At 46.0% G+C, this 25,322-nt stretch carries 37 protein-coding genes and 2 pseudogenes; 2 read left to right on the top strand and 37 right to left on the bottom strand.

The genetic code is table 11. The annotated features are described in order from the left end of the window. Positions 1–20: 20 nt before the first annotated feature. A complete protein-coding gene (locus tag Q7S83_01050) occupies positions 21–215 on the bottom strand; it encodes a hypothetical protein (protein MDO8466708.1) in 195 nt (64 codons plus the stop codon). Between the two features lie 112 nt (positions 216–327). Here Q7S83_01050 and Q7S83_01045 point away from each other — a divergent pair, with 112 nt between their 5' ends. Then, on the top strand, positions 328–600 hold the full coding sequence (locus Q7S83_01045; GenBank protein MDO8466707.1) for a hypothetical protein: 273 nt from the start codon (positions 328–330) through the stop codon (positions 598–600). Positions 601–661: 61 nt separating this feature from the next. Here the strand turns inward: Q7S83_01045 and Q7S83_01040 are convergent, their stop codons facing one another. The 5 genes from Q7S83_01040 to Q7S83_01020 all read right to left on the bottom strand — a co-directional run bounded on the left by Q7S83_01040 (position 662) and on the right by Q7S83_01020 (position 4,887). Beyond that, positions 662–1,435 carry a hypothetical protein gene (locus Q7S83_01040; protein ID MDO8466706.1) on the bottom strand — a complete coding sequence of 258 codons (774 nt, stop codon included), beginning with the start codon at positions 1,433–1,435 and terminating at the stop codon, positions 662–664. Positions 1,436–1,447: 12 nt separating this feature from the next. Further along, a complete protein-coding gene (locus Q7S83_01035) occupies positions 1,448–2,758 on the bottom strand; it encodes a Mur ligase domain-containing protein (GenBank protein ID MDO8466705.1) in 1,311 nt (436 codons plus the stop codon). A gap of 192 nt (positions 2,759–2,950) precedes the next feature. After that, positions 2,951–3,409, bottom strand: coding sequence for a hypothetical protein (locus Q7S83_01030; GenBank protein ID MDO8466704.1), 459 nt, complete (start codon positions 3,407–3,409; stop codon positions 2,951–2,953). A 30-nt stretch (positions 3,410–3,439) separates the two neighbouring features. Next, positions 3,440–4,198 (bottom strand): type I methionyl aminopeptidase, encoded by a 759-nt coding sequence (gene map / locus Q7S83_01025; GenBank protein ID MDO8466703.1) that lies wholly within the window; start codon positions 4,196–4,198, stop codon positions 3,440–3,442. A 2-nt stretch (positions 4,199–4,200) separates the two neighbouring features. Continuing rightward, on the bottom strand, positions 4,201–4,887 hold the full coding sequence (locus Q7S83_01020; GenBank protein ID MDO8466702.1) for a nucleoside monophosphate kinase: 687 nt from the start codon (positions 4,885–4,887) through the stop codon (positions 4,201–4,203). A gap of 49 nt (positions 4,888–4,936) precedes the next feature. Here Q7S83_01020 and Q7S83_01015 point away from each other — a divergent pair, with 49 nt between their 5' ends. Then, a complete protein-coding gene (locus Q7S83_01015; GenBank protein MDO8466701.1) occupies positions 4,937–5,536 on the top strand; it encodes a hypothetical protein in 600 nt (199 codons plus the stop codon). Between the two features lie 97 nt (positions 5,537–5,633). On the opposite strand, the gene secY is transcribed toward Q7S83_01015, so the two are convergent. The 31 genes and pseudogenes from secY to Q7S83_00860 form a co-directional block, all read right to left on the bottom strand. After that, entirely contained in the window at positions 5,634–6,905 is a 1,272-nt protein-coding gene (secY, locus tag Q7S83_01010; protein MDO8466700.1) for a preprotein translocase subunit SecY, read from the bottom strand. A gap of 31 nt (positions 6,906–6,936) precedes the next feature. Continuing rightward, positions 6,937–7,419, bottom strand: a complete 483-nt coding sequence (locus tag Q7S83_01005) for an uL15 family ribosomal protein (protein ID MDO8466699.1) — start codon at positions 7,417–7,419, stop codon at positions 6,937–6,939. A gap of 4 nt (positions 7,420–7,423) precedes the next feature. Next, on the bottom strand, positions 7,424–7,996 hold the full coding sequence (locus tag Q7S83_01000) for a 30S ribosomal protein S5 (protein ID MDO8466698.1): 573 nt from the start codon (positions 7,994–7,996) through the stop codon (positions 7,424–7,426). Positions 7,997–8,033: 37 nt separating this feature from the next. Next, complete coding sequence (gene rplR, locus Q7S83_00995; GenBank protein ID MDO8466697.1) at positions 8,034–8,387, bottom strand: 50S ribosomal protein L18; 354 nt, start codon at positions 8,385–8,387, stop codon at positions 8,034–8,036. A 37-nt stretch (positions 8,388–8,424) separates the two neighbouring features. Beyond that, positions 8,425–8,976, bottom strand: a complete 552-nt coding sequence (gene rplF / locus Q7S83_00990) for a 50S ribosomal protein L6 (protein ID MDO8466696.1) — start codon at positions 8,974–8,976, stop codon at positions 8,425–8,427. Between the two features lie 19 nt (positions 8,977–8,995). Next, positions 8,996–9,379 carry a 30S ribosomal protein S8 gene (rpsH, locus tag Q7S83_00985; protein MDO8466695.1) on the bottom strand — a complete coding sequence of 128 codons (384 nt, stop codon included), beginning with the start codon at positions 9,377–9,379 and terminating at the stop codon, positions 8,996–8,998. Between the two features lie 11 nt (positions 9,380–9,390). Continuing rightward, positions 9,391–9,576, bottom strand: a complete 186-nt coding sequence (locus Q7S83_00980; protein MDO8466694.1) for a type Z 30S ribosomal protein S14 — start codon at positions 9,574–9,576, stop codon at positions 9,391–9,393. Next, the gene (gene rplE / locus Q7S83_00975) at positions 9,576–10,079 is read right to left on the bottom strand and encodes a 50S ribosomal protein L5 (protein MDO8466693.1); all 504 of its coding nucleotides are present in this window, start codon (positions 10,077–10,079) and stop codon (positions 9,576–9,578) included. The genes Q7S83_00980 and rplE overlap by 1 nt, the downstream gene beginning before the upstream one ends. A 13-nt stretch (positions 10,080–10,092) precedes the next feature. Continuing rightward, positions 10,093–10,413: a 50S ribosomal protein L24 gene (gene rplX / locus Q7S83_00970; GenBank protein ID MDO8466692.1), complete on the bottom strand. Its 321-nt coding sequence runs from the start codon at positions 10,411–10,413 to the stop codon at positions 10,093–10,095. A gap of 13 nt (positions 10,414–10,426) precedes the next feature. Continuing rightward, the gene (gene rplN, locus Q7S83_00965) at positions 10,427–10,795 is read right to left on the bottom strand and encodes a 50S ribosomal protein L14 (protein ID MDO8466691.1); all 369 of its coding nucleotides are present in this window, start codon (positions 10,793–10,795) and stop codon (positions 10,427–10,429) included. Positions 10,796–10,801: 6 nt separating this feature from the next. Then, the gene (gene rpsQ, locus Q7S83_00960) at positions 10,802–11,077 is read right to left on the bottom strand and encodes a 30S ribosomal protein S17 (GenBank protein MDO8466690.1); all 276 of its coding nucleotides are present in this window, start codon (positions 11,075–11,077) and stop codon (positions 10,802–10,804) included. Further along, entirely contained in the window at positions 11,064–11,267 is a 204-nt protein-coding gene (rpmC, locus tag Q7S83_00955; protein ID MDO8466689.1) for a 50S ribosomal protein L29, read from the bottom strand. The genes rpsQ and rpmC overlap by 14 nt, the downstream gene beginning before the upstream one ends. A 5-nt stretch (positions 11,268–11,272) precedes the next feature. Beyond that, positions 11,273–11,686 carry a 50S ribosomal protein L16 gene (gene rplP / locus Q7S83_00950; GenBank protein ID MDO8466688.1) on the bottom strand — a complete coding sequence of 138 codons (414 nt, stop codon included), beginning with the start codon at positions 11,684–11,686 and terminating at the stop codon, positions 11,273–11,275. Positions 11,687–11,705: 19 nt separating this feature from the next. After that, complete coding sequence (rpsC, locus tag Q7S83_00945; protein ID MDO8466687.1) at positions 11,706–12,395, bottom strand: 30S ribosomal protein S3; 690 nt, start codon at positions 12,393–12,395, stop codon at positions 11,706–11,708. 201 nt (positions 12,396–12,596) lie between these two features. Next, positions 12,597–12,935: pseudogene (gene rplV / locus Q7S83_00940) on the bottom strand (50S ribosomal protein L22). A gap of 2 nt (positions 12,936–12,937) precedes the next feature. Continuing rightward, a complete protein-coding gene (gene rpsS / locus Q7S83_00935) occupies positions 12,938–13,291 on the bottom strand; it encodes a 30S ribosomal protein S19 (protein MDO8466686.1) in 354 nt (117 codons plus the stop codon). A 6-nt stretch (positions 13,292–13,297) separates the two neighbouring features. Further along, the gene (gene rplB, locus Q7S83_00930) at positions 13,298–14,131 is read right to left on the bottom strand and encodes a 50S ribosomal protein L2 (protein MDO8466685.1); all 834 of its coding nucleotides are present in this window, start codon (positions 14,129–14,131) and stop codon (positions 13,298–13,300) included. Positions 14,132–14,168: 37 nt separating this feature from the next. Then, positions 14,169–14,447 carry a 50S ribosomal protein L23 gene (gene rplW, locus Q7S83_00925; GenBank protein ID MDO8466684.1) on the bottom strand — a complete coding sequence of 93 codons (279 nt, stop codon included), beginning with the start codon at positions 14,445–14,447 and terminating at the stop codon, positions 14,169–14,171. 23 nt (positions 14,448–14,470) lie between these two features. Beyond that, the gene (gene rplD, locus Q7S83_00920) at positions 14,471–15,073 is read right to left on the bottom strand and encodes a 50S ribosomal protein L4 (GenBank protein MDO8466683.1); all 603 of its coding nucleotides are present in this window, start codon (positions 15,071–15,073) and stop codon (positions 14,471–14,473) included. Between the two features lies 1 nt (position 15,074). Continuing rightward, positions 15,075–15,422, bottom strand: a pseudogene (gene rplC, locus Q7S83_00915) (50S ribosomal protein L3). A 229-nt stretch (positions 15,423–15,651) separates the two neighbouring features. Further along, positions 15,652–15,984: a 30S ribosomal protein S10 gene (gene rpsJ, locus Q7S83_00910; protein ID MDO8466682.1), complete on the bottom strand. Its 333-nt coding sequence runs from the start codon at positions 15,982–15,984 to the stop codon at positions 15,652–15,654. Positions 15,985–16,011: 27 nt separating this feature from the next. Beyond that, a complete protein-coding gene (gene tuf, locus Q7S83_00905; protein MDO8466681.1) occupies positions 16,012–17,211 on the bottom strand; it encodes an elongation factor Tu in 1,200 nt (399 codons plus the stop codon). A 100-nt stretch (positions 17,212–17,311) separates the two neighbouring features. Then, positions 17,312–19,420 carry an elongation factor G gene (gene fusA / locus Q7S83_00900; GenBank protein ID MDO8466680.1) on the bottom strand — a complete coding sequence of 703 codons (2,109 nt, stop codon included), beginning with the start codon at positions 19,418–19,420 and terminating at the stop codon, positions 17,312–17,314. An 83-nt stretch (positions 19,421–19,503) separates the two neighbouring features. Then, positions 19,504–19,971: a 30S ribosomal protein S7 gene (gene rpsG / locus Q7S83_00895; protein MDO8466679.1), complete on the bottom strand. Its 468-nt coding sequence runs from the start codon at positions 19,969–19,971 to the stop codon at positions 19,504–19,506. 14 nt (positions 19,972–19,985) lie between these two features. Then, entirely contained in the window at positions 19,986–20,402 is a 417-nt protein-coding gene (rpsL, locus tag Q7S83_00890; protein ID MDO8466678.1) for a 30S ribosomal protein S12, read from the bottom strand. Between the two features lie 87 nt (positions 20,403–20,489). Then, positions 20,490–20,993, bottom strand: coding sequence for a hypothetical protein (locus Q7S83_00885; GenBank protein MDO8466677.1), 504 nt, complete (start codon positions 20,991–20,993; stop codon positions 20,490–20,492). Between the two features lie 204 nt (positions 20,994–21,197). Beyond that, positions 21,198–21,401, bottom strand: a complete 204-nt coding sequence (locus Q7S83_00880) for a hypothetical protein (GenBank protein ID MDO8466676.1) — start codon at positions 21,399–21,401, stop codon at positions 21,198–21,200. A 49-nt stretch (positions 21,402–21,450) separates the two neighbouring features. Then, a complete protein-coding gene (locus Q7S83_00875; GenBank protein ID MDO8466675.1) occupies positions 21,451–22,029 on the bottom strand; it encodes a site-2 protease family protein in 579 nt (192 codons plus the stop codon). 76 nt (positions 22,030–22,105) lie between these two features. After that, positions 22,106–24,172: a hypothetical protein gene (locus Q7S83_00870; protein MDO8466674.1), complete on the bottom strand. Its 2,067-nt coding sequence runs from the start codon at positions 24,170–24,172 to the stop codon at positions 22,106–22,108. A 2-nt stretch (positions 24,173–24,174) separates the two neighbouring features. Continuing rightward, on the bottom strand, positions 24,175–24,501 hold the full coding sequence (locus tag Q7S83_00865) for a hypothetical protein (GenBank protein ID MDO8466673.1): 327 nt from the start codon (positions 24,499–24,501) through the stop codon (positions 24,175–24,177). 12 nt (positions 24,502–24,513) lie between these two features. Continuing rightward, complete coding sequence (locus Q7S83_00860; protein ID MDO8466672.1) at positions 24,514–25,308, bottom strand: hypothetical protein; 795 nt, start codon at positions 25,306–25,308, stop codon at positions 24,514–24,516. Between the last annotated feature and the right edge of the window lie 14 nt (positions 25,309–25,322).

The raw sequence follows: 25,322 nt of genomic DNA, 5'->3' as shown, positions 1-25,322 counted from the left end.
ACTGCCCTAGTGGGGCAGTTTTATCCGTCGGCCGGTAAATCTCTATAAGAAATTACCGTGATGGTAATCTTTCCCTGCGCATTTTCGTCTTCAAATTCCTGAATATCTTCAATCTCAATTTTGTCGTCCATTTCATCCAGCCAATCTTCCACCGCCTCTTCCAGCTCTTTGACGGCATTCGGACCGTTTTTGTAGAAGGTTTTTTTCTTGAGCATTTTCGGACCCCGATCAAGTTGCGCTTTCCAGATTATAAACCTTTTTGATGGTTAATTCGAGGGGCTAAGCTCGGGCTGTCAAAGTTTTCGGGCTTGACAAGACACGATATTTATGCTAAACTTCCCCTGTGCCGTTAAGTTCTTTTTAGTTCGCATCTCAAACAAGGAGAGCGCTATGCCCCACAACGAGTACCTGGTGAGTTACGAGTTTCTCAACCCCACGGGAAACATTGTTTCCACGGCCGAAACAATCAAGGCCGTGGATCTGACGGAAGCGAAGACCAAGGGGGAGGATGTCGTAATCGGACGCCAGATTCTTGATCCGATGGTCAGCGAGGTGTCCGATGCCCGCATCCGGCTGTTCCGGATCCACTGCTGGAAGTGAAGTTCTGCCCCGCCCCGCCACAACTTCGCAGATGTTGGCGGGTGGCGGGGCTTTTTTTATATCACTTTAAATATCCCGTCTTCTGAAGCCATACTTCATTCTCCCACTCCCACAATTTTTTCGCGCCCAAGAACGCATCAAAATCCCCGCGCCAGAGCGGAAATTCTTGTAGCTCGGCAATACCGGTAAGAGGGGACCATTCATGGCTGTCGTCATTCGGGCAAATTCCTTTTTTAGCGCCACGGATTTTTTCCCGTCCTCCCTTCGGGCGCATTGAAGCGCCGCATCGGTAGCATTGTTTTTGCTGATCGATACGGAAGATCCAGCGGGTATTTAATCCCGAAAGGATTGGGTCTTTGCAGAGGGCGAACATATACGCTGAAGTTTGCAGATTGTAATCCCGATAAATCGCCTGCGAGGTTTTAATATCCAGCACGCCAAATTTTCCGCCGATAAGAGCGAGGCCGTCGATTGTGCCGGCGTATCGATGCTCATGGTCGAATATTCTCCGCTCAATGTTCGCCGCATCTATCTGGATTCCTTTTTGGGCAATTAATTCTTTGGCGGCCTTAATGGCCGGAGCGATACTTTCCGGAATTTCCGGAGATTCTCCCACGAATATTTTTTCCATTGTCTGGTGGATTAAAGTGCCTTCCTCGGCCGAGATCTTCGTCTGCGCCAGCGCGGCGGCATAGCTAGGAGCTTCGGCGTAATAGAAAAGTAGGGCAGGTTTATTTTTTATACCAACAATCTTTGTGACCCGCGGATACCAAATTCCATCAATCGTGTAACCGCACTGCTCTTTGAATTGTTCAACGTTTGTAAAATAATCCATACAAAATAGTAGTTAGTAGTTAGTAGTTAGTAGCTTGGGGGTTAGTTCGTTAATAGTTCCGGCGCCCATCATTACGATAACGGGGGGCGACTGACGACCTACGACTGACGACCGGGCGACTAGGGAAAGTAAGACTTTTTTCAGGTCTATTTCGGGATGGGGAACGTAAGTGGCCCCGATGTCCTTAGCCAGCCCCTCCGCCGTTTTGTCGTTAGTTGTTAGTCGTCGGTTGTTGGTTTTTTCCGCTTCCCGGCCCGCTACCTGATAGGTAGGTAGAATAACCACCCGACTAGCGTCCTTAAACGCCGTTTTAAAGCTATCATAGAGCGCAACTAGTCTCTTGGCCTGATGGGGCTGAAAGACGCAAATTAGGGCATTTTTAGGCCATTTCTGCCTAAATCCGGCTAGGGTAGCCTTAATCTCGGAGGGGTGGTGGCCATAGTCATCATAAACGAGGGCATTCCCGAGTTTTCCGCGATACTCCATTCGCCTCCAAGCGCCTTGGTATTTACCCAGAGCCGACAAAATTATCTTTTCTGGGATTTCCAAAAAACTAGCCACCGCGTAGGCATTCAAGGCGTTTTGCACATTGTGCTCTCCGGGTATTTTTAAGACGCGGCGAATCTTTTCCGCAATTTTTTTGTCGGTCGGACGCTCCACGATTTTATGGCACTGTGATTTAAATTTCTCAAAAGATTTTTTTACGTTGGCGAAAGTCTTATAAAAATCCAAATGCTCGGCATCGATATTGGTGATAGTCGCCACAAAAGGGGAGTAGTGGTGGAAGGCGGCCTTCCATTCATCGGCCTCGAGCACCAGATACCCGCCTTTTCCCTTACGGAAATTTTTTCCGCCTCCGCCAGAAGGGGCGGATGGCGGACCAAACTCTTTCAATTTTGTGCCTACGATTACTGTCGGATCGATTCCGGCTTCAATAAGAATCAGCGCCGTCATTGCGGTGGTAGTGCTTTTCCCGTGTGAGCCGGCGATGGCAATGGTTTTGTAAGTTCTAGTTAATTCACCCACGACCTCCGGATAGGTGCGGCAGGCGAGTCCAAGCTCTTTAGCGTAGCTTAACTCCTGATTACTGACGGGAATCGCATTGTTATAGACGACGAGTTGGATGTTTGTAGAAATATTCGCAGCCTTATGACCAGAGAAAAATTTCACCCCCTCCTTTCTTAATTCGTCGGTAATAGATGAAGGGGAGAGGTCGGAGCCGGAGACCTGCCATTTTTCGGATAAAAAATATCGCGCCAAAGCGCTCATACCAATCCCGCCGATGCCGATGAAATGAACTCTGTTTCTTTTTTCTTGCTTCATAAAACATCTAAATAATAACAGGAAAAAACCGGCATTAGTAGGTCGGGGAGCGCCCAGCTTGAATTAGTGGTAGTGTCGCACAAGAAGGGTTTTGCGACAGGTACCTCATAAATCAGAAAGCCACTCCCCTGACGAATGAAAAAACGTCCGGGTGGACGCCTTTCCATAATTCATGATTCTTGATTCGTTATTCTATTTCAACGTTGCTTTGTAATCCTCTATCGCTTTGACCACCTGTGAGTCATCATCTAGATCCTCGATGAATATCACGTGCGCCCGATTAATCTTCATTTCGTCTTTTGGTTTATGAAGTTCGGTAACGCCCAGTTTAGCTAAACTGATGGATTGCTGGGTTTCCGGGGCCTTTTTGCCCTGGACCGGCTGTAAAACCTGACTGACTTGGAGGTAATAAACATCCTTTAAGGTGACGTAATTGGCGTTTAAATTAGATGCCCGACCGAAATATACCTGCCCATTGGTCAAAAATACCGCTTGGTAGGGCGCTTCTGATAAAAGTGGTAAGGTGGGCAGCTTCCAGTCCAATCCGCCATTTTGCCATAAGTAATAACCGAGTAATAACACTACTGCGACCATGGCCAACAAAACGACCGCTATGACTGTCCTTTTTTTAGATTTTGATTTTTCCGGCATTTAAGTTTTTATTTTTTTACGACTTATTTATTATATCAGAGTCAGTATTTCTGTGCCGTTTTCCGTCAGCGCAATCGTGTGCTCAAAGTGGGCGGAAAGACTGCCGTCGGCGGTCGCGTAGGCCTCGTCTTTTGTTTGGATGATGCTAGGGGAGCCAATGCTGACCATCGGTTCGATAGCGATCACTAGACCTTCTTTTAATACCGGGCCACTCCCCTTCTTCCCTTCATTGAAGACGCTAGGATCTTCATGTAATTCTTTTCCAACTCCGTGACCGGTTAGCCCGTCTACTACTGAAAAGCCATGTTGTTTAACGGTGTCGGAGATTGCGTGGCCGATATCACCTAAATGTTTATCGATGTTTGCCGCTTTGATTCCATCAAACAAGGCTTTTTCGGTAACTCTCAACAATTTTTGCGCCCGCTCGCTGATTTGTCCGACTCCGATGGTCCAAGCGGCGTCAGCTTTGTAGCCCTGATAGTCCACCCCGAAATCCAGTTTTAAAATGTCGCCGTTCTTTAGCTTGTAGTCTTTCGGAGTGCCGTGCACTACGACTTCATTTAGCGATGTGCAGATAGAAAAGGCGTATGGTTTATCGGCGCCGTATGGCCGGTAATTCAAAAACGCCGGACTGCCCCCTGCTTTGGTAATCAGCTCCTTGGCAAGTCGGTCTAGCGATTTAAGATTCACGCCTACTTCCACCTGCGCGAGAATGGTTTTTGCTACCTGCGCCAAAATTTTTCCGGCCTGCCGGATCTTCTCAATTTCTTCTTTAGTTTTAAGAATCATCTTTATAGTCCCAGGTTATTTTTGACCTCCGCAAAGACTATATAAGGAGCGGGGGTTCCGTCAACTTCTAGAATTTTGTAACCGCGCTTCTTTAATTCATCAACTATCGGCTTAGTGCGTTCTTCGTATTCTTTAATGCGGGTCTGGAGTACTTCTAAATTATCCACGGCTCGGGTGCGCAGTTTAGCGCCGCAGAGCGGGCATTCGGTGTGATGGTGGGTAGAGTCGTTGTATAGAATGGCCGTAGCGCAAAGCGAGCAGACTTTCCGGTTGGCGTTGCGCTTGATGGCCACTTGCGGATCGATCTTCAAAAACAAGAAACTCACATTCTCTTTCCCGTAAGATTTTTCCAAAACCGAAATCAGACCCTCATTCTGATCATCGCCGAAGGCTTCAAACATTGTGCGAGGTGAACCGCTAAAAACAATATTGAAACCGGACTCCCCTATTTCTTTTGTTTTCTCCGCAGTGAGTTTTAAAACGAAAGACGGCGTCACCAAAATTCCGCTGTCGAAATTTTCTTTTTCTTTTTTAACTTCCGGATCTTTTAAATTTTCCGGGTCGTTCAAAGATTGCTCCAAAATTTTTCCGGTATCAAAGTGGATATAGTTTTTTGTCCATGCCAAAAGATTGGCCTGTGTCCCCTTTCCAGATCCGGGCGGTCCATAAATTACTACTGCTTTTGCCATATGAAACATTTTACAACGATCGGCGTTTAATATAAAGTATGCTAGTTCATTGAAAGAAGAAGAGGAGGCTAGGATGGATTTTGAGCTTCATATCACCGTTGATCCGCCGACCGAAATTGAGAAGTGGACCAAGTTCTGCAAGGCTAACGAAATCAAGCCGGTGCTGGTTGAGTTGTCTAAGGGCCAGTATCCCATACAGATGATGTGCGCGGTAAATCTGCAGTGCGGCTTCGTGAAGATGGAAGATTACATTACCAAACTGGAAGAGGATGTGCGCAAGGCCGGGTTCACGATTATGAGGACAAAACTGGAGTGCCGGCTGGGAGAAATGGCAACACTTTTTCCGCAAACCATCTACCATGAGACTCACTTCATCTTCGGGTTGCAGCCGGATCAGGTGAAGACCTTCATGAAGTTGTCGGATGACCTGAACATGGCTTGGAGCCGAAATCTTTTGCCGAGAGAAGACGGCCTGCTGAAGTATTATCTGACCCAAAGAATCAGCGATGGGATGAGCCCGCGAATCGCAGAAATGATCTTTGCCGAGAAACTCACTGCTGCTAAGAAAGTTCTCCCGGTCCGAAGCGTGCATTTGGAATCTGCAATCTTTGATCGCGGCCGCTACATTGACCGCGGCTGGATCGAATAAATAAAATCAAAGCCCCGTTTAAAACGGGGCTTTTCAATATTATACAAAGCGCAGGGAATAGTTTCGAGGAACATGCCGGAGGCTATTCCCGGAGCCCTTACTGAATCCCCTCGTATTCTCGGAGGGTTAGTTCCGAATCCAATTGCTTTATAGTTTCCAATACTACCGAAACCACGATCAATAGGCCGGTGCCGCCGATAGTTAAAGTTTGCACCCCCGTAAGGATTTGGGTCAGGTTCGGCAAAACTGCTATCAAGCCTAAGAATAAAGCTCCGAACAAAGTTAATCGCTTGGTAAGATTGCCGATGTATTCTCCGGTTGGCTCGCCCGGGCGAATTCCCGGCACGAATCCCCCGCTCTGTTGGAGATTCTTTGCAATTTCTTTGGGGTCAAAAGTGATCGAAGTGTAGAAATAAGTGAAGGCGACAACCAAAGTGAAGTAGACCGCGCTGTAGATATATTGGTTATTTAAGAATTGATTAATTAAGTTTTGCAATGTCGCCGCAGGCTCCGGCGCGAAAAGAGAAATAATTTGGGCAAAGAATTGCGGGAAAAGCATTATTGAAATGGCAAAGATAATCGGGATTACGCCCGCTTGGTTAATTTTTAGCGGTAAGTAGCTGGATGAGCCTCCATAAACTTTATTCCCTCGGATACGTCGGGAATATGAGACCGGTACTTTGCGTTCTCCTTGGTTCACGAAGACGACTCCGGCGATAATAATCACGGAAAGAATCGCGAAGGCGATGTAGGTAGGAAGATTCGCCGGATCAAAGGAGATGACGGTATTTTTAATGACTGTCGGAAGAGCGCTAATGATACCGGCGAAGATAATAAGAGAGATTCCGTTTCCGATTTTTTGCTCGCCGATTAATTCACCAATCCAAGTCAAGAGCATACTACCGGCAGTAATAATGAGGACATTTTGAAGGGCTTCTAGTGGTGTTAGGGTGCCTAGAATCCCTTGGCTACCAAGCAACTTTAAGAATGTATATGCCTGTAGAGCCGCTAGAGGAATAGTGAGATAGCGGGAGATGCGATTGAACTTAGCTCGGCCGGCCGCTCCCTCTTCGTAGTACATCACTTTCAAGCTTGGGAAAATCATTGTGAGCAACTGCATGATGATTGTGGCGGTGATATATGGACCGACTCCCAACATTACGATGGAGAGATTGGTTAGACCACCACCAGAAAACAAGTTGAAGAAGCCAAAAATTTGGTTCGAATTAAAGAATTGGGCAAGCTTTGCGGCATCAATTCCCGGAATCGGGATTGCGCCAAGGATGCGGAAAGCTACCAATCCCAAGAGAACGTAAAAAACTTTCTTTCTTAGGTCCGGAATTTTAAAGATTTGAAGTAGTTTATTCATTATTCAGCCTACTGATCACTAATTATATATCTTATTTAGTCTTCTCCGCTACTTTTATCCTTCTGCCCGGCAACCTCGTCTTACCCATCCCCTTCGCTGGCTGTACGATTCTTACTCCTACCACTACTTTGCCACCGGCTTTCTCAATCTTTGCTTGCGCAGACTTAGAAATTTCTAAGCCCATTATCGTTAGCGCTACTTTAATTTCTCCCTCTCCTAAAATCTTCACCTTTTTCCCAAGAACTTTTTCGCTGATAACGCCATCTTTAGCCATTTTAGCTAAAACTCCAACGTTAAGAACTGCCGCTCCTTCTTCGTGAGGTTTATTCTTAATACCGCGCAATTTGTGCAAGCGTTGAATGAAGTCGCGTTCTGCCGGACGGATACGATGGCCAGCGCGGGACTTTTGTCCTTTTTGCCCTTTTCCAGACATAGTTCCGCGTTTACCACCTCTGCCGACGCGCGGCTTTTTGGCTTTTAGCGGATGGTTAGGTTTTAAGTCGTGTAATTGCATAATTTTATTTCTTTTTCAGTTTCTTTAAAGCTTCAATTGTAGCGAGGGCATTAGTCAATTTATTCGGAGTGCGGCCAAGGCATTTGGCGGTAGCATCTTTGATTCCGGCCAATGACAGCACAACGCGTACGGCGCCTCCCGCTCTCAAGCCGTGACCTTCTTTGGCTGGTTTTATAATTACATCAGCGGCGCTGAATTTTGCTGCAACTTCATGAGGAATCGTGCGTCCTTTGAGCGGAACGGTAATGATATGCTTTGCGGCATCATGCTTAGCTTTAGAGATAGCGGATTGAACGTCTAATCCCTTAGCAACACCAACAGCTACTTTTCCTTTTTCATCACCAAGAATAATTGTGGCGCGGAAGCGGAATCTTTTACCTCCGGCTACTACACGGGTAACACGACGCAAATCCAACATCTTATCTTTCATTCCGAATGGATTTTGCTCTTTCGGGCGCCCTGGGCGGCGTCCACCCGGACGATGCTGGCCAAAGCGAGTGGCGGCACCCATATGTGGGGCTCCTGGTTTACCGGTTGCCGGCGCTACTGCTTGAGTTGTTGGTTTTACTGGTTCCATGTTGGTTGTGTATTTTTTTATTTAAATATTTAAAAATTTAAATTTTGAGGCCTCCTTGTCTAGCTCCTTCGGCGACTGCTTTAATGCGGCCGTGGAATTTATAGAACGAGCGATTGAAAACTGCCTCCGTAACCCCCGCCTTTTTTGCTTTTTCGGCAATCAAAGCCCCTAATTCTTGGGCGAGTTCGGTTTTTTTGCCTTTCTTTTTTAGCTCTTGAGTGGAGGCAGAGGCGATTGTGCGGCCGTTAACATCATCGATGAGTTGAGCGTAGGTGTATTTATTGCTCCGGAATACGGAAAGCCTCGGCTTTTCGGAGACGCCGGAAACACGCGCTCGGTTACGTTTCTGCCTCAATCCCCTGTTTAAATTTTTTAGTTGTGCTTTGTTCATAATGAATTTTCGATATATCGATATTTCGAAATCTTACCTAGGCCGCCGTTCCTGCGCCTGCAACTTTTTTACCGGCCTTGCGTCGCACCACCTCTCCTTTATAGTGGATACCCTTACCCTTATAAGGTTCCGGTGGGTGCACTTTGCGGATCTTTGACGCAGCCAAGCCAACTAAGGCTCGGTCGGCTCCGGAAACTTTGATTACATTTTTCTCTACCACCACCTTTACTCCGTCAGGCGGAATATATTTTACAGGATGAGAGAATCCTACGGTCAGAACTATGGTTGTTCCTTCCATGCTGGCCTTAAAGCCGATGCCTTCCATTTCTAAAATTTTAACGAATCCGGCGCTGACACCGGCAATCGAATTTTTTATCAAAGCCGCCAGCGTGCCGATGTTGGCGCGGCCCTGCTTGATGGCATTTTCCAATTTCAAAGTTATCTGACCATCTTTCAATTCAGCAGATACATAAGGAAGAACTTTTACTGATAATTTTCCTTCTTTTCCGGAAAATCGCAAAAACCCGTCGGCCAATTTGGCTTCTACATCTGCCGGAACGATTATTGGTTTTTTAGCTAATTTAGACATTTTTTTATTCGTGATTACTCTACCAGATCTCAAATAGTAATTGACCGCCGACTTTCTGTTTTCTGGCTTCAGAGGAAGTCATAACTCCTTTTGAGGTGGATACAATAGAAACACCGTAGCCCTGCTTAACGGCTCTTAACTCGGCGTAGCCGGAATATAAGCGGCGGGATGGCTTGCTCAATACTTTGATGCCGGTGATTGCTCCTAGCCCGTTAGCATCATATTTAATCTTTACTTCAATTATTCTTTTCGGCATGCGGCCTTTTTTAGCGACGCTTTCCACAAAACCTCTTTTCGCCAAAATTTCCGCGATTGCAAAGTCAAAATTGGAGTACGGTAATTTCACGGCTTCCTTCCGTGCTTTCTGGGCGTTTTTAATTGTAATTAAAAGATTGTTTAACATGTCTTTATTTTTTACCAGGAAGACTTCTTAACTCCCGGAATTTCTCCTTTAGCCGCTAATTCTCGGAAACAGATCCTGCAAACTCCAAAGGTTCGCATAAATCCCCTGCGGCGGCCGCAACGGAAACAACGGCGGACAATCCGGGTAGAAAACTTCGGCGGTTTTAGGGCCCGCGCTACCACTGATTTCTTAGCCATTATTTTTTAGTGATTGTTTTTTCAAATGGAATTCCGATTTCTTTATAAAAGGCGATCGCCTCATCCTTGGTTTTGTGTTTTCTTGGAACAACCGTGATTTCAAGACCGAAATTAGATTTCGAAGTTTCCGGGTTGATTTCCGGAAAAACGAGCTGATCTTTTACTCCAAAGTTCAAATTTCCATGCCCGTCAATATTATTAATACTAATTCCTTGGAAATCCCGAACGCGGGGCAAGACAACACGGATTACTTTATCTAAAAATAATTCCATCCGCTTTTTTCTCAAGGTAGCTTTTAAACCAACTACTGTTCCTTCGCGAAGTTTGAAGCTGGAAATAGACTTTTTTGCGGAACGTTCCGAGGGTTTCTGGCCGGTAATGGCGGCGAAATTAGCGGAGATCTCCGGCAGAACTTTATCTGAGAAATTTGGCTGTGAAGAAAGACGCCCGATTCCGGTATTCACAACTATCTTCTCGATTTGTTTTATTGGTGTGATTTTCATGGTCGCTATATAGCTAGATTACGTTCTGGCATTTTATGCACACCCTCTCTTTTAGGGTGACACTGGAAGTCTTATTTTCGGTCATTCTAACCCTGGTTCTTACGCCTTTGGCGCAACTAGAGCAAAATAGCATAACTTTTGAAAAATATAAAGGCTGCGGCAAGGAAATCGTCTGGCCTTTTTCCCCCTGTTTTTTCGGACGGACATGCTTTTTAACGGTGTTTAAGCCTTCTACCAGCACCATTCCATTCTTTACATCCACGCGCAAAACCTTGCCGGTTTTACCGCGATCTTTTCCTACGATTATTTTTACTGTGTCGTTTTTCTTAAGCATGGTATTTAAGTATTTAAATTAATTCTTCTGCTAATGAAGCAATACTTTCATAACCTTTTTCTTTGACCTCGCGGGCAATTGGTCCGAAGATGCGGGTGCCCTTTGGCTCAAGTTTGTCGTCAATTAAAACGACCGCGTTGTCGTCAAAGCGCACATAGGATCCATCGGCGCGACGCAAGGCTTTGTGCTGACGGACTACCACCGCTCTCACAACATCCTTTTTCTTTACCGGCTTCCTCGGTTCGGCTACCTGTACAGAAGCCACGATGACATCCCCTACTTCGGCGTAGCGGCGGCGACTACCTCCGAGAACGCGAAAACAACGAACGGTTTTCGCTCCTGAATTGTCGGCAACTTTTAAGATTGTTCGTTCTTGGATCATGTTATTTTATGCTTTTTTCTCAACAATTCTTTCTATGATTTTCCAGCGCTTCTCTTTAGAGAGCGGGCGGGTTTCTTCAATGACTACTACCTCCCCTGTCTTGTATTCGTTATTTTCATTGTGGGCTTTAAGACGGGTAGTGACCTTAAAGTATTTCAAATATTTAGAATGCTTTCGCTCATGCGTCACAGCCACGACTGCAGTTTTCTGCATTTTATCCGAAACCACCACTCCTTGGAGTTTACGGTGCTTAACTTCAGCTTTGGCTTTATTTTGTTCCATTGTTTTGTTTGACGAACGTCATAAGTCGGGCAATTCCCTTCTTAACGTCACGCATCTCTTTAACATTTTTAACTTTGCCGTTCAATAGGCTCTGCTTTAAAGTCCACAAATTTTCCGTCTGTTCGGACAGCATTTTTTTCAATTCTTCGACGGGCTTCGTTTTCAGTTGTTGAATTTCTTTCTTTTTCATAGCTGTTATTTAGCTTTGGTAATCATTCTGGTTCTCACCGGAAGTTTGTGGCTGGCCAGACGCAAAGCCTCTTTGGCGATAGCCGGAGTGATTCCGTCAATTTCGAACAACATGCGGCCGGGTCTTACCGGAAATACATAGTAGTCCACGGCTCCTTTTCCTCCACCAAGAGTGGCGCCGCTTGATTTAGTGATCGGCTTGTCCGGAAAGATGCGAATCCAAACTTTTCCTTCGCGTTTCATAAAGTTGCTGATGGTGCGACGGGCGGCTTCGATTTGGCGGGAATTTATCCAAGCGGCGGTTGTGGCCTTCAAACCAAAAGAACCGAACGCTAAGGTAGTACCACGCGTTTCCACCATTCTGGTCTTGGAGCGGCCCTTCTGCCACTTTCTATGTTTTACTTTTTTTGGAACTAGCATTGTAGGATATTTTTATTATTTAAATATCGCGTTTTACGGTATTGAATACATCGCCTTTGTATAGCCAGACCTTCACACCTACGGTGCCGTAGCTGTTGTATGAAGCAGCTTCCCCGTAATCAATGTTGGCGCGCAAAGTTTGCAAAGGTAATTTACCTTTCGCCAACCACTCACGGCGAGCAATTTCATTTCCATCCAAGCGGCCGGAAACTTTGATTTTTACACCCTGTACGTCGCGGCTTTGCATCGTGCTCTCAATATATTTTTTCAGAGTGCGGCGATAAGGAAGGCGCTTTTCCATATCCCAAGCAATTGATTGGGCGATAAACTGAGCGGAAAGCTCCGAACGTTTTAATTCTTCGATATTCAAACGGACCGAAAATTTGGCTTTTTCGGTTTTCCTTTTAATGAATAACTTCCTCAAGCTATCATCGATGGCTTTGGAGAGCTCTTCAACACCTTTACCTCCCCGGCCAATCACTAAGCCCGGTTTCGCGGCCTTCACGAACACACGGAAAGAATTATCGGTGCCGCGTTCAATCTCAATTGAAACGATTCCGGCCAATCCGATTTTGCTATGAATGATTTTGCGGATCACTAAATCTTCCTCAAGATAATTCTTGAAGTTTAAGTGCTTCGGCATCCAGCGGGAATTCCAGTTCTTGATGATGCCTAAGCGGTATTTAAATGGTTGTATTTTCTGACCCATGATGGTTGTTTATTTTTTTTATTTAAACGTTTAAATATTTAAATATCATTATACGGATTTCCGTTGGAACATCTTTTTGAAGAAACCCCTTTGATCCTTGGGTTTCTCGGCTTGTCCCCCTTCGGCTTTCGGCTTCACCCGTTCCTTTTTTGGAGCGGTGGATTTCTTCGCCGGTGGAGTAATAACGAAACGATTCACGATCTTTTTGTCGGATTCTTTTAGCACCAAAACAACATGACTCATTTTTTTGTGGATTGGAGTAGCTCGGCCCATAGCTCGAGGCAAGAATCGCTTCAACATCGGGCCTTGGTTTACTAAGATAGAAGAAATCACCAGCTTGGAGGCGTCCATCTTATTATTTTTCGCATTGCTGATAGCGGAACGCAGAAGCTTTAATAGAGGAGGGGCGGAACGCTGAACGCGAAGTAAAAGTTGCGCTTCCGCTTCTTGAACCGACAAGCCTTTTAAGGTATTGGCAATAAGCCTCACTTTTCGTGGGGCAATCGTCAGATAATTAAGTTTTGCAATTTGCTGATTCATAATTATTTCTTTGCGCCGGCAGCTGGAGCTACGGTTGCTTTAGCGGCTTGGGCTTTAGCAACTTCAGCGGCTTGCTGAGAAGCTTCCAATTCTCGTTGCATTTTACCGCCGTGTTTCACGAATTTCTTAGTTGGTGAAAATTCTCCCAAGCGATGTCCCACCATTTCTTCTTTGACGAAGACTTCGATATGAGTTTTTCCGTTGTGCACGCCAAAAGTATGCCCCACCATTTCCGGGGCAATTTCAGAAGCTCGCGACCAAGTCTTAACAACCGTCTTTTGACCGGGTTTAATGTTGGCAATCTTCTTCAATAATTTTGGATCCACGAATGGACCTTTTTTACTTGAGCGTGACATATTTTTTTATCTAATTTTCGGCCGACGTTGAATAATCCACTTGGATGACCATTTCTTTTTATCCCGAGTTTTGTGTCCACCGGTAACCTTACCCCAGATAGTTTTCGGACGGCGGGTGCCACGAGGCTGTGCGCCTTCACCTCCACCATACGGATGGTCAACCGGATTCATAGCTGAGCCACGGACAGTCGGACGGATACCCAACCAGCGGGAACGGCCGGCTTTTCCGATGTTCACTAGATTATAGTCAGGATTGGAAACTTGTCCAATTGATGCCCAACCTTCAGATGAGACTTTTCGGACTTCTTTCGAGCCCATGCGAAGATCCGTTAAGCCGCCTTCGTGAGCTAAAACTTCTACGTAGGCACCCGCTGAGCGAGCTAGTTTAGCTCCGCCACCGGCGCGAATTTCTACGTTGAAAACGAAATAGCCGACCGGCACATTTTTAATACGCAATCGATTTCCGGGCTTCAAAGGAGCATTTTCGGCAGTGATTACCACATCCCCTACTTTCAGGTCTTTTGGAGCCAAAATATAGCGACGATCGCCATCTTTATAGGAAACCAAAGCGATAAAACCGCTGCGATACGGGTCGTATTCGATGGTTTCTACTTTTCCAGGCACACCGATTTTGTTTTGCAAGAAATCAACTATCCTGTAAACTTTTTTATTTCCGCCACCTTGATGACGCATCGTAATTACTCCGCGATTATTGCGGCCGGAATTAGTCCGCAGTTTCTGGGTCAGCGCTTTATGCGGCTTACTGGTAGTCAAAATATCCGAGTACTTGATGCCGGTTAAGTGTCTGCGTGATGGTGAGGTTGGTTTATAAACTTTCATAATGTTTAAATCTTTAAATATTTAAATTTTCGATATTTTATTTTGGTAAAATATCGAGTTTCTGACCTTCTTTCAAAGTAACGATCGCTTTCCGGTATCCTGCTTGCTCGTTCAAAAAGCGGCCGAAGTGTTTCGGTTTCATTTTTCCGTTAATCATATTTACTTTGGCCACTTTAACTTTATGGATGCCCTCTATGGCCTTTTTTACTTCCGGGGCGGTGGCTTCGTCGGCAACGGCAAAGATGTATTTATTCAAAGCAGCCATTTGAGTCGCCTTCTCGCTGATTACCGGATGTTTTATTAAAAACTTGTTCATATGATTTTTAAATATTTAAATTTTTATTGTATTTCCGATACGGCCTTTTTATCCAGCAAGATATTCTTGTATTTCGTCACGTCTTCGATATTCAAATTGGCTCCACTCAAGCTACGGGTTCTTGGAATATTATTGGAAGCGCGGGCGATATTCTTGTTTTCTTTAGCGGCAATCAGCAAAGCAGGCAAGAACTTTTTTACGGAAGCGAATAATGTTTTAGTTTTGGCGGTTTCCAATTCTAATGTATCCACTATTTTTAGATGACCGTCGGCCAATTTCTTGGAAAGAATGGAATAGATAGCCACCTTGGCCATTTTCTTGTTAACTTTTTGAGAATAATTACGAGTCTTTACCGGGCCATGAGTAGCGCCGCCTCCTTTCCAGATTGGAGAACGAATAGAGCCATGACGAGCGCGGCCGGTGTGCTTCTGTTTCCAAGGCTTTTTGCCGCCACCACGAACTTCTCCGCGGTTCTTGGCGTGCGCCCAAGGGAGACGGCGATTAGCGGCTTGCGACAATAGAACCTGATGTACTAGATCAGGATTCCATTCGCGGGCGAAAATATCCTCCGGCAATTCAATTTCGCCGATTACATCACCCTTCAAATTGTAGACGGAGGTTTTCATGCTAGTTGTAAGTTCTAAGCTCAACGCGATCACCGTTGTTGCCCGGTAGGCCGCCTTTTACTAAAACAATTTTTTCTTCAACTTTAATATCAACAACAGTAAGACCACTCATAGTGGTTCGGGTTGTACCCATGTGACCGGCCATTTTTCTTCCCGGAATAACACGTTGTGGAGTAGTGTTGCCGATCGAACCAGGGGCGCGCTGGCGGTTCTTTTGACCATGAGTTTTCGGGCCGCCGTGGAAACCATGACGCTTAACTACGCCTTGGAATCCCCTTCCCTTCATCGTGCCGCTTCCTTTTATGAGATCGCCGATTTTTAGCAAACTTAAATCTCCGGATTCAATTTTAACCGGAGTAACCGGCATAAGTTTGTCGCCGGAGTAGACCTGAGTCATTTTCAGTTTTTTGCCTTTGAATTTTTCCATTTTTTCGAGCTCCCGTTTGGATAGACGCGATAGGAAGAATTCTATCCTATTTTAATTAATATGTCTAGCCCCTTGATCGGGCTTAGGATTTAGGGTTTAGAGATTAGTGTTTGCAATCAAAAAACCGGGGATTTCCCGGTTTTTTGATTGATTAGATCATCTTTATCTCAATGTCTACTCCGGAAGGCAAGTTCAATTGAGACAGTGATCCGATGATCGCCTGACTCGGATTCAGAATGTCTATCAGGCGCTTATGGATTCTCAATTCAAATTGCTCTCTCGAATTTTTGTGAACGAAAGTCGAGCGATTTACGGTATATTTTTTTATCTCCGTAGGCAAAGGAATCGGGCCAACCACTTCCGCGTCGAAACGCTTAGCGGTATCCACGATCTGGCGGGCTGAATTATCAATCAGCTTGCTGTCGTAGGCCTTTATCCTAAGCCGCAATTTTTCCTGTTCTTCCTTTATTTTTGCTTTTGCCATATTTCTAAGTGCTCGGTACTAGGTAGCTTATTTAGTGATTTTCAACACTACACCAGCGCCTACAGTTTTGCCACCTTCGCGGATAGCAAACCTCTGCTTATCTTCAAGAGCGACCGGAGCAATCAGCTTAACGCCGATTTTTACGGTATCTCCAGGCATAACCATTTCCATTCCCTCCGGCAAAGTTACATCGCCGGTTACGTCGGTCGTGCGGATATAGAATTGAGGTTTGTAGCCTTTAAAGAAAGGAGTGTGACGGCCACCTTCTTCTTTGCTTAATACATAGATTTCGGCATCGAATTCGGTGTGCGGATTGGATGTTCCCGGCTTGGCAAGCACCTGACCACGCTCAACATCTTCTTTTTTCAATCCACGGAGCAAAATACCTACGTTATCTCCGGCTTGGCCTTCGTCCAATAATTTATTGAACATTTCAATGCCAGTAACTACGGTTTTCTGAGTCGCTTTCAAGCCGATGACTTCGATTTCTTCGTTTACTTTTACGATGCCACGCTCGATACGGCCGGTAACCACAGTACCGCGGCCTTCAATCGAGAAGATGTCTTCTACTGGCATCAAGAACGGCTTGGAAGTATCGCGAATCGGGTCAGGAATGAATTCATCCAGGGCCTTTATCAAGTCCAGAATCGGCTTAGCGGCCGGATCTTCAGCAGTTTTCGCGGCCAAAGCAAGGGTAGCGGAACCACGAATGACCGGGGTTGTGTCACCCGGGAATTCATATTTCTTCAAAAGTTCGCGGACTTCGGATTCAACCAAGTCAATCAATTCCGGATCGTCCACCATATCGCATTTGTTCAAGAATACAACCAAAGCCGGCACGCCGACCTGGCGGGCAAGCAAGATGTGCTCTCTAGTTTGAGGCATAGGTCCATCAGCGGCGGAAACTACCAAGACTGCTCCGTCCATCTGGGCGGCGCCGGTAATCATGTTTTTGATGTAGTCGGCGTGACCAGGAGCGTCGATGTGAGCATAGTGACGCTTCTCGGACTCATATTCAGAGTGGTGCAACGCGATAGTGATACCACGGGCTTTTTCTTCCGGTGCGTTATCGATATCATCGACTTTCTCTTCTTTCTTCGCCCAACCCTTCAAGAAAAGGACGTGCGTAATAGCCGCGGTCAGGGAAGTTTTCCCGTGATCGACGTGTCCGATTGTGCCGACGTTTACGTGAGGCTTGTTCCTGACGAATTTCTCTTTTTCTGCCATTTTATTTTATTATTTTATGTTTTCGACGACTTTTTCTTAAAGTTTTTATTAACAAACGTTATATCAGATTGTATATAAAACTTCCCCTCCCTGTCAAGGGCTATTTCTTTCGGTCTTTGATCAAAGCCGCAACGCTTGCCGGCACTTCTTCATAGCTGGAGAATTCCATAGTGAAGTTTCCGCGGCCTTGCGTCATAGAGCGAAGTTTGGTTGCGTAGCCGAACATTTCCGAAAGCGGAACCTTAGCATCCACAACTTTAATGCCACCCATTCGGTCGCTCATTTCATTAATCTGACCACGTTTCGAGCTTAAATCTCCGGTGATATCTCCCAAATAATTAGCCGGGGCCAAAACCTGTATTTTCATAATCGGCTCAAGCATAATCGCCTTCGCTTTCTTGGCGCCTTCCTGGAAAGCCATTGAGCCGGCGATTTTGAAAGCAGATTCCGAAGAGTCTACTTCGTGGAAAGAACCATCAAAAAGAGTAACCATCACGTCAATCATCGGGAAGCCGGCCACAACACCGCGGGCCATCGCTTCTTCGATACCTTTCATCGCAGGCTTAATAAATTCTTTCGGAACGGAACCTCCTTTGGTTTCATCGACGAATTCAAATCCCTTGCCACGCTCCAGCGGCTCCATTTTAATCCAAACGTGTCCGTACTGACCCTTACCGCCGGACTGCTTGATGTATTTACCTTCGGCTTCAGCTTTTCCTTTAATGGTTTCTTTATAAGCTACTTGTGGCCTGCCCACGTTGGCGTCCACGCCGAATTCGCGCTTCATACGGTCCACAATAATTTCCAAGTGCAACTCACCCATACCGGAAATGATGGTCTCTCCTGTTTCCGGATCGCCGGCCACGCGGAAAGTCGGATCTTCGTCAGCTAAGCGATGCAAAGCCATACCCATTTTTTCTTGGTCAGCTTTTGTTTTCGGCTCAATGCGGATGCCGATAACCGGCTGTGGGAAGATAATTTTCTCAAGCATTACCGGATTTGATTCAGGATCGCAAAGTGTATCACCGGTAGTTGTGGCTTTCATACCTACCAAAGCGCCGATTTCACCGGCATAAATTTCTTCGATTTCTTCCCGTTGGTTGGCATGCATTTTTAAAATACGGCCGACGCGTTCCTGTGTCCCCTTATTAGAGTTTTGGATGTAGCTTCCACGTTTGAGGGTTCCGGAATAGACTCGAAAAAAAGTTAAGCTGCCCACGAAAGGATCGGTTGCGATTTTAAAAGCCAACGCCGTAAACGGTTCCTTGTCGTCCGGTTTACGAAAAACTTCCTGATTAGTTTTCAAGTCGGTAGCTTTGGTCGGCTTAATGTCGGCTGGAGACGGTAGATAATCCACAACCGCGTCCAACATCAGCTGTACGCCTTTGTTTTTCAAAGCCGAACCGGTTAAGACCGGCACGATTTTCAATTCCAAAGTAGCTTTGCGAAGTACGCGCTTTAGTTCATCAACGCTTGGTTCCTGCCCGTCGAGATACAAAGCCATCAACGCATCGTCCTGTTCAACAATCTTTTCAATCAATTCCTTTCGGCGCTTAAGAGCCTCCACTTTCATATTTTCCGGAATTTCAATTTCTATGATATCGGAACCTTTCTCGCCCTCGAACTTATACGCCTTCATTTTGATTAAATCCACCAGACCCTCAAAGGCGGCCTCCAAGCCAATCGGCAACTGAATGGCTATTGCATTCGGGTTTAAGCGCTCGCGAATCGAAGCCAAGCTATTTTCAAAGCTCGCTCCCATACGATCCAATTTATTAATGAAGCAAAGTCTCGGTACGCCGTAGTCATCGGCATAGCGCCAGTTGGTTTCGGATTGCGGTTCTACGCCGGATACGCCGTCGAATACCACGACTGCGCCGTCCAAAACACGCAAAGAACGCTTTACCTCAACTGTAAAGTCGATGTGGCCGGGAGTATCAATCAGGTTGAAGCGATATTCTTTTGTTTTGTCGCCATTTGCATAGCTTGGAATCCAAAAAGCGGTGGTAGCGGCGGCGGTAATAGTGATGCCACGCTCGCGCTCCTGCTCCATCCAGTCCATAACAGTGTCGCCGGTGTGCACTTCACCGATTTTGTGGGAAACGCCGGTATAAAAAAGCACCCGCTCGGACACAGTAGTCTTTCCTGCATCAATGTGCGCAATAATTCCGAAGTCTCGGACTCTTTCAACTGGATATAATCTTGCCATTGTAGGATATCTTTATTATTTAAATGTTTAAATATTTAAACATTATTCAGGTTTCTTTTTAGAAGCTTTATTAACTTTTCAGGCTACCAACTGAAGTGAGCAAAAGCGCGGTTGGCTTCAGCCATTCTGTGCATATCCTGTTTCTTTTTAATCGCGTTGCCTTCGTTTTTCGCGGTCAACATAAGCTCTTCAGCTAACTTAGCGGCCATCGGTTTGCCTTTTTTGCTGCGGGCGCCTTCGATAATCCAGCGGCAGGCCAAAATGAATTTCCGGTCGGCGCGGACTTCGCGAGGCACCTGATAGTTGGCTCCACCAACGCGCTTGGAAGCTACTTCCACAGCCGGAGCGGCATTTTCTAAAGCCTTTTCAAAAACCGGAAGAGGCTCACCCTTAGTTTCTTTGTTGATTATGGCGAAAGCTCCGTACACAACTCTTTGGGCGGTCGATTTTTTGCCGTCTTTCATTACATAGTTAATAAAGCGTCCGAGAGCGACGCTGTTGTATTTCATATCCGCTACTTTTTCTCTTTTATAGTTTACTTTTCTACGCATGTTCTTTTATTTTTTTACTCTGCCTTTTTCTTTTTGGCTCCATATTTAGAACGCTGTTGATTTCGAGCAACAACTCCCACGGTATCCAAAACTCCACGGACGATGTGGTAGCGGACTCCCGGCAAATCTTTTACACGGCCACCGCGAATCATCACGATAGAGTGTTCCTGCAGGTTGTGTCCTTCTCCCGGAATGTAGGCGGTGACTTCCATGCCGTTGGTTAAGCGCACGCGGGCAACTTTACGCAAAGCAGAGTTCGGCTTCTTTGGAGTGGTAGTGAAAACTTTCACGCAGACTCCCCTCTTGAACGGAGCGGCTACGGTCAACGGTTTATTTTTCAGATAATTAAAATAACGCTGGGTCGCGATGGCCTTTGATTTGTAGACCGTCTTTTTCCGGCCGTATCTGACTAATTGTCTAATCGTTGGCATCTGAATTCAATAGGAAGAAGTATAGCAAAACAGGCTCATCCTTGTCAAAAGGTAAATAAAAAGAGGACCTTTTGGTCCTCTTGGGTTTTACTTTAGCTTCTTTTCCAACTCGGCTTTTTCCGCTTCTAACTTTTCGATCTGGTCATGGAGTGGACGAGTGGCGCCGTTGAGCTGATGCAGGAGGTCCTGCGTGCTGATGTAGCCGTCTTCGGTGTGGATTACCGAGATAGCCCGAACCTCGGCTTCGGCCCGATCTCTTTGTGTCTCCACAAGCTTACAAGCGTCGCTCTCATCATTGGCCAGCTTTTCGAAATAATGATTTCCGGCGCTCAGGTATGAGAACCAGCCAAGAAGTCCGAGCAAGGTTGCGCCGAACGCCAGGATGAGGCCGAAGTTGGCGCTCTCTCTGGTATTCAGGGTTTTTCGCAGCGTGGCGATCTGTTCTCCAGCGATCTTCTCGCCGTTCTTCAGCCCGGCCTCCATATCCTTGATCTTGTCTTTGAGCCGGCCGTTCTCGGCCGCCAGATCAAAATCTTTGTCTGGCGGAATTTCTTGGCTGTTTCGGATCTTCGGATCATTTTCGTCGCTCACAGGCTGCTCCTTATTGGGTTTTCGAAGAACTCAACTGACTGGCGATAATTTAGCACGCTAGAGCCGAAAAGTCAATTATAATAATTTTTAAGGTAATCCTACGCTGCGCTCAGGATTGCTGTTGCTGGAAAAATTTTCGGCTTCTGCGAATTGAAAATTTTAAGCAACAGGTAAAAAAGCCCCGAAAGGGGCTGGAAATCATCTTCAAAGCCAAAGGCTCAAGCCAACTAGCGCTAGCATCGTCAGCATACTCAAGGCGGCCGTTCCTAAGCTGATATTTCCGAATGTAGAGGCGCATTTTTGCAGTCTGGAGCCGGGCTTAGTGTGCATACATAGGAAGCCGAGCAAGGCGCCGAGAATTACTCCAAGAATAAAAATGGTTCCCACAATCTTCACGGCGAGCTGCATAAGGTCCTCCTTATCAAGAACTGCCGAAACTATATCAGAAATTTTAGAACTATCCAGCCGGACCCGTCAGTAGGAGGTAGATGCTGCCTATAATAGGAAGAATTAATTGGAAACCGAAGAAAATAAAGATTATAAGCAACCAAAAGCCGTGTCTGGTCAAAAATTCCTGGAGAGCGTGCCACTTGTCCGGGATCAGCGCAAATAAGATACTTGAGCCGTCCAGCGGCGGCAGAGGAACCAAATTAAATATAGCGAGTGATACATTAGTAGCAACTATGATTTTTAGAAAAATAACCAGACTGCCGAAAATTGGAACATTCACGAAAGGGAAAAGCAGACGTAGAATCAAACCAAAAACGACTGCCAAGGCCAAATTGCTCGCCGGACCGGCCAACTTGATTAGCAGGTCTCCGGTTTTCGGATTTTTAATATTGGCGGGGTTATACATCACCGGCTTTGCCCATCCAATCAATATCGGACTACCGGTCACGAGGAGCACTAATGGCACTACGACAGAGCCAAAGGGATCGATGTGTTTTAGAGGATTTAAGGTCAACCGCCCCTGATCTTTGGCAGTGGTATCGCCGAGTTTTAGTGCCATAAGACCGTGTAAAACTTCGTGAATCATCACGGAGAATACTAGGGATAAGAGTTGGAAAGCTGAAATTACAAAATCATTCATCTCGTTAATTCTAACCTAAAAACTACAAGTGCAAAAGATTGGCTAGGATGTGTAGAACTTGCCCCAACAAAGAATCATTGATATTTGCGGTAGTTGGTGACGAAACCTCTCGGGTCGGATATTGCTGTTGGGATTGAAGGCGCGATTGGTCTTCTGAGTGTTGCTGTTGTTGATACTCTTGTTGCTTTGGCTGGCAGGCATAGTAAGTGCCGCAATCCGGAGAGCTGTAAGCGGCAAACTTTTCTTGGCCGTCAGGGCAAGAATCCACTGTCGGCATAGAAGGACACGTCATCCTTTTATCTCCGCCTAAATACTGTTCTGAGGAAATCTTGGAGTCGTGCTCTGGTGGCTTGCCTCCTGAATACTGTTCGGCGGAAACTGTTGAGTCGTGCATCGGCGGCTTGCCTTCTAAATATTGTTGGCTGGAGCGTTCTTGGTTGTGTTCGCCGGACGGACCACCTTCTTTCTGGAATTGAGCCGATCGTATTTCATCGTGCTGGCGAGAGAATTCTTCATTGTGCTGGCCGCCAGTACCACCCTCACCAGGTCCGCCTTGCCCCTGGAAGGCCTGGAAGCATTCCTGCATTTGTTTTTCTATGCCCCTTCTCGGCGGATTATTTTCATCAATTCCTTGTTTTGCTAAACATTCCTTAACTTCCGGCGGAGCTTGATCCAGAGCGTTGCGGAAACTTTGTTGACCCTCCTCCATTCGTTTGAGATCTTCTTCAGAAAGCAGGCCATGCTCTTTGGCGAACTCTACGCAAACATCCTGATGATCCGGAGTGTCACAGAAAGTTTCACATGCTTTACCGCGACATCCTCCAGGCCCCTTCCCGCCGGTCTTCCTAGCTCTTTCAACGTCCTCCTTCTTCATCAATCCGTGTTCTTCTGCAAAAGACAGGCATTGTTCAATGTTGCGTTCGTCTTGGCAAAAAGTTTCGCATTGTGATTTACCACGACAGCCACCGGGGCCTTTACCACCGGATTTTTTCGCCATTTGCAGCTCTTCTTGAGACATAAACCCTGCTTTTTCCGCGAAAGCGATGCAGGACTCAAAATGACTTTCATCTTCACAGTAGGCCTCGCATTGCGCTTTAGATTTGCAGTTGCCTGGAGTTTCTCCTCGGGCCATAAATTCCATCGCCTTTCTTGCTTGCTTCAATTCCTCCGGTGGCATAAATCCGGCTTTTTCCGCGAAGGCCAAACATTCTTCAATATGATCCCCGCCAGCGCAGTAGGCCTCGCACTCATTTTTATTTTTGCATCCACCGGGCAACGTTCCGCCTTGCGCTAGAATAGCTTGTATTTTCCTGCCCTCTTCCAGATCTTTTTGACTCATAAGGCCGTGCTTCTCGCCAAAAGCCAAACATTCATTTAAGCGAGAGGTGTCGTTGCAATAAGCTTCGCAAGACTTTTGGTCTTTACAGCCACCAGGACCACCGGTTTTTAGAGTCTTGGCGAAATCTTCTAATTCCTCTTCTGATTTATTCGCCAATTTCTCATCTAAAAGACCGAATTTTTTTGCAAAAGCAAAGCACTCGGAATAGTTATCAGGTTTGTCGCAGTATGTTCGGCAAGCTGTCTCACTGCCGCAATTTCCTAATTCTTTAATGGGATATTTGATGTCTTCTTTAGAAGGCGCAGTTGATTCTTCTTTTGGTTCCGGTTTCGGCGCCGGCGTAGGAACTGGCTCCACTTTCGGCTGATTGGTCAAAACTCCTTTGCCGGATCCATTTGTTAATGGGCCGATTTCAAATTCAGCGACATTTTTTTTGCAATCGGTAATTGTCACTTTCATCGCCGGATTAAAAGCTTCTGATTCAACAAATAATACGTTGTTGTTTGAGAAAGTTTTTGGGCATTTCAATTCCCCACCATATCTAGCCCCCGCGGCCGGTTGAAAATTAAATTCCTGGATACCATCGGAATCACTAACCGTAATAGTAAAAAGTCCATCATCCGGTTGTTTTTTTACAGAAACCGAAGAATTTAAATTTGTTTGCGCTTGGGCGACTAAACTGTAAGAAACGGCTAGCCCCGTTAAGACCAGCATCGCGGAAACCAGCAAAGCTAAAGATTGTTTCGTCATTTTTAAAATGGATTTTTATAAGTTTTCCCGAAAGGATTGATCTGATCAACCGGATTAACCGTCGGTAAACTCTCCGCCGGATTGCCGGACGGATCGATTATTGGCAACGTGCCGGTTTGCGCGGCCTGGTCCAGAGCATTAAAGGCTCGCTCTTCCGGAGTGGTGGATGAATTTCTCCAAACAAAATACCCAGCCACCGCGGCAATAACAACGGCCAAAATAATAATTGCCGTTATTAGGGTTGGTTTTCTCTGGGCGGGTAATGCTTCTCCTTCCATCTCCTTAATTATAGAAAATTCCCCGACAAAGGGGAATTTTCTATTGTGCATAACCCAATCCTCCTACTTCATGTTCCGGATGGAATTCATCGCCGCCTCGTGCCGGCTCTTCATGACATTGCTCAACGCGCTAAATCGTTGCATCTGCTGTTGCATTATTGTCTGCATTTTGATGAAAACTAAATCGGTTTGATTATTCTGGAAAATATATTTTACGTCAGAACCAAAATTATCAGCATCGTCCTTCGCAAACATCAGCCACCACGGGTGCCCTTGGGCCACATTACCTTTTTCATCAACTGTAAAAGCGTGCTGATAAGCTACCGGAATAAATCCAAATAGTTTCGCCGGGCGGCGGTAAGCCATTTCAATCTTATCGGGAGCAATCGTAATCGAGCTGATATTTTCGTCAGCCTCAACGGTCGCCTTCACGTTGGCTTCCATTCCCATTATTGCCTCTTTCTTTTCGGCATCCCAACCACGAACCGTTACTTTCGCGGTTTTTTTATTGACGGTCGGGAGTAATCTTGGCGAACCTTGAGGATCATTCGGATCGTTGTCTGACGAAATCATATTTTTTATATTCGAATGACTGGTGTTAATCGCGCTTGGCGCGTCGCCACCCGTTCCGGAATTGAATTTATCCAGCTCTGCCCGCCCACCGACAGTCTGCAAATCCGGTAATCCGTCTCTATTAACATCTACAATCACAGAGCTTTCAACTTTCAAATCCACCGAATCAGATGAGCTGTCACGTAATTCATATTGAACCGGAATCACAGATGTAGCTCCCACTAAGATGGGCATGGCGAACAAAACAACGGCTCCGGCGGCGGCTGAATAATTTATTTTTTTCATCCTTCTATTCTACC

The sequence above is a fragment of the bacterium genome, assembly GCA_030646995.1.
Lineage (GTDB): Bacteria > Patescibacteriota > Minisyncoccia > UBA6257 > WO2-44-18 > JAUSKF01.
The sequence above is the reverse complement of the archived record's forward strand: the minus strand, read 5'-3'. Positions and strand labels throughout refer to the sequence as shown.

What these genes read in the sequence shown, in the direction of transcription:
- Q7S83_01030 (MDO8466704.1), bottom strand. Translation starts at nt 3,409, where the DNA reads ATGCCGGAAAAATCAAAATCTAAAAAAAGGACAGTCATAGCGGTCGTT.
- rpsJ (MDO8466682.1), bottom strand. Translation starts at nt 15,984, where the DNA reads ATGGCAAAAGCAAAAATAAAGGAAGAACAGGAAAAATTGCGGCTTAGG.
- Q7S83_01050 (MDO8466708.1), bottom strand. Translation starts at nt 215, where the DNA reads ATGCTCAAGAAAAAAACCTTCTACAAAAACGGTCCGAATGCCGTCAAA.
- rplD (MDO8466683.1), bottom strand. Translation starts at nt 15,073, where the DNA reads ATGAAAACCTCCGTCTACAATTTGAAGGGTGATGTAATCGGCGAAATT.
- Q7S83_01000 (MDO8466698.1), bottom strand. Translation starts at nt 7,996, where the DNA reads ATGGAACCAGTAAAACCAACAACTCAAGCAGTAGCGCCGGCAACCGGT.
- map (MDO8466703.1), bottom strand. Translation starts at nt 4,198, where the DNA reads ATGATTCTTAAAACTAAAGAAGAAATTGAGAAGATCCGGCAGGCCGGA.
- rpsC (MDO8466687.1), bottom strand. Translation starts at nt 12,395, where the DNA reads ATGGGTCAGAAAATACAACCATTTAAATACCGCTTAGGCATCATCAAG.
- Q7S83_00880 (MDO8466676.1), bottom strand. Translation starts at nt 21,401, where the DNA reads ATGCAGCTCGCCGTGAAGATTGTGGGAACCATTTTTATTCTTGGAGTA.
- rplR (MDO8466697.1), bottom strand. Translation starts at nt 8,387, where the DNA reads ATGAACAAAGCACAACTAAAAAATTTAAACAGGGGATTGAGGCAGAAA.
- rplB (MDO8466685.1), bottom strand. Translation starts at nt 14,131, where the DNA reads ATGAAAGTTTATAAACCAACCTCACCATCACGCAGACACTTAACCGGC.
- Q7S83_00865 (MDO8466673.1), bottom strand. Translation starts at nt 24,501, where the DNA reads ATGCACAATAGAAAATTCCCCTTTGTCGGGGAATTTTCTATAATTAAG.
- rplF (MDO8466696.1), bottom strand. Translation starts at nt 8,976, where the DNA reads ATGTCTAAATTAGCTAAAAAACCAATAATCGTTCCGGCAGATGTAGAA.
- rpsL (MDO8466678.1), bottom strand. Translation starts at nt 20,402, where the DNA reads ATGCCAACGATTAGACAATTAGTCAGATACGGCCGGAAAAAGACGGTC.
- Q7S83_01020 (MDO8466702.1), bottom strand. Translation starts at nt 4,887, where the DNA reads ATGGCAAAAGCAGTAGTAATTTATGGACCGCCCGGATCTGGAAAGGGG.
- rplX (MDO8466692.1), bottom strand. Translation starts at nt 10,413, where the DNA reads ATGCTTAAGAAAAACGACACAGTAAAAATAATCGTAGGAAAAGATCGC.
- Q7S83_01040 (MDO8466706.1), bottom strand. Translation starts at nt 1,435, where the DNA reads ATGGATTATTTTACAAACGTTGAACAATTCAAAGAGCAGTGCGGTTAC.
- rpsH (MDO8466695.1), bottom strand. Translation starts at nt 9,379, where the DNA reads ATGTTAAACAATCTTTTAATTACAATTAAAAACGCCCAGAAAGCACGG.
- Q7S83_00875 (MDO8466675.1), bottom strand. Translation starts at nt 22,029, where the DNA reads ATGATTCACGAAGTTTTACACGGTCTTATGGCACTAAAACTCGGCGAT.
- rplW (MDO8466684.1), bottom strand. Translation starts at nt 14,447, where the DNA reads ATGAACAAGTTTTTAATAAAACATCCGGTAATCAGCGAGAAGGCGACT.
- Q7S83_01035 (MDO8466705.1), bottom strand. Translation starts at nt 2,758, where the DNA reads ATGAAGCAAGAAAAAAGAAACAGAGTTCATTTCATCGGCATCGGCGGG.
- Q7S83_00860 (MDO8466672.1), bottom strand. Translation starts at nt 25,308, where the DNA reads ATGAAAAAAATAAATTATTCAGCCGCCGCCGGAGCCGTTGTTTTGTTC.
- rplN (MDO8466691.1), bottom strand. Translation starts at nt 10,795, where the DNA reads ATGATCCAAGAACGAACAATCTTAAAAGTTGCCGACAATTCAGGAGCG.
- secY (MDO8466700.1), bottom strand. Translation starts at nt 6,905, where the DNA reads ATGAATAAACTACTTCAAATCTTTAAAATTCCGGACCTAAGAAAGAAA.
- rpsG (MDO8466679.1), bottom strand. Translation starts at nt 19,971, where the DNA reads ATGCGTAGAAAAGTAAACTATAAAAGAGAAAAAGTAGCGGATATGAAA.
- Q7S83_01045 (MDO8466707.1), top strand. Translation starts at nt 328, where the DNA reads ATGCTAAACTTCCCCTGTGCCGTTAAGTTCTTTTTAGTTCGCATCTCA.
- rpmC (MDO8466689.1), bottom strand. Translation starts at nt 11,267, where the DNA reads ATGAAAAAGAAAGAAATTCAACAACTGAAAACGAAGCCCGTCGAAGAA.
- Q7S83_00980 (MDO8466694.1), bottom strand. Translation starts at nt 9,576, where the DNA reads ATGGCTAAGAAATCAGTGGTAGCGCGGGCCCTAAAACCGCCGAAGTTT.
- tuf (MDO8466681.1), bottom strand. Translation starts at nt 17,211, where the DNA reads ATGGCAGAAAAAGAGAAATTCGTCAGGAACAAGCCTCACGTAAACGTC.
- rpsS (MDO8466686.1), bottom strand. Translation starts at nt 13,291, where the DNA reads ATGTCACGCTCAAGTAAAAAAGGTCCATTCGTGGATCCAAAATTATTG.
- rplE (MDO8466693.1), bottom strand. Translation starts at nt 10,079, where the DNA reads ATGAAAATCACACCAATAAAACAAATCGAGAAGATAGTTGTGAATACC.
- Q7S83_01005 (MDO8466699.1), bottom strand. Translation starts at nt 7,419, where the DNA reads ATGCAATTACACGACTTAAAACCTAACCATCCGCTAAAAGCCAAAAAG.
- rplP (MDO8466688.1), bottom strand. Translation starts at nt 11,686, where the DNA reads ATGCTAGTTCCAAAAAAAGTAAAACATAGAAAGTGGCAGAAGGGCCGC.
- rpsQ (MDO8466690.1), bottom strand. Translation starts at nt 11,077, where the DNA reads ATGGAACAAAATAAAGCCAAAGCTGAAGTTAAGCACCGTAAACTCCAA.
- Q7S83_00870 (MDO8466674.1), bottom strand. Translation starts at nt 24,172, where the DNA reads ATGACGAAACAATCTTTAGCTTTGCTGGTTTCCGCGATGCTGGTCTTA.
- fusA (MDO8466680.1), bottom strand. Translation starts at nt 19,420, where the DNA reads ATGGCAAGATTATATCCAGTTGAAAGAGTCCGAGACTTCGGAATTATT.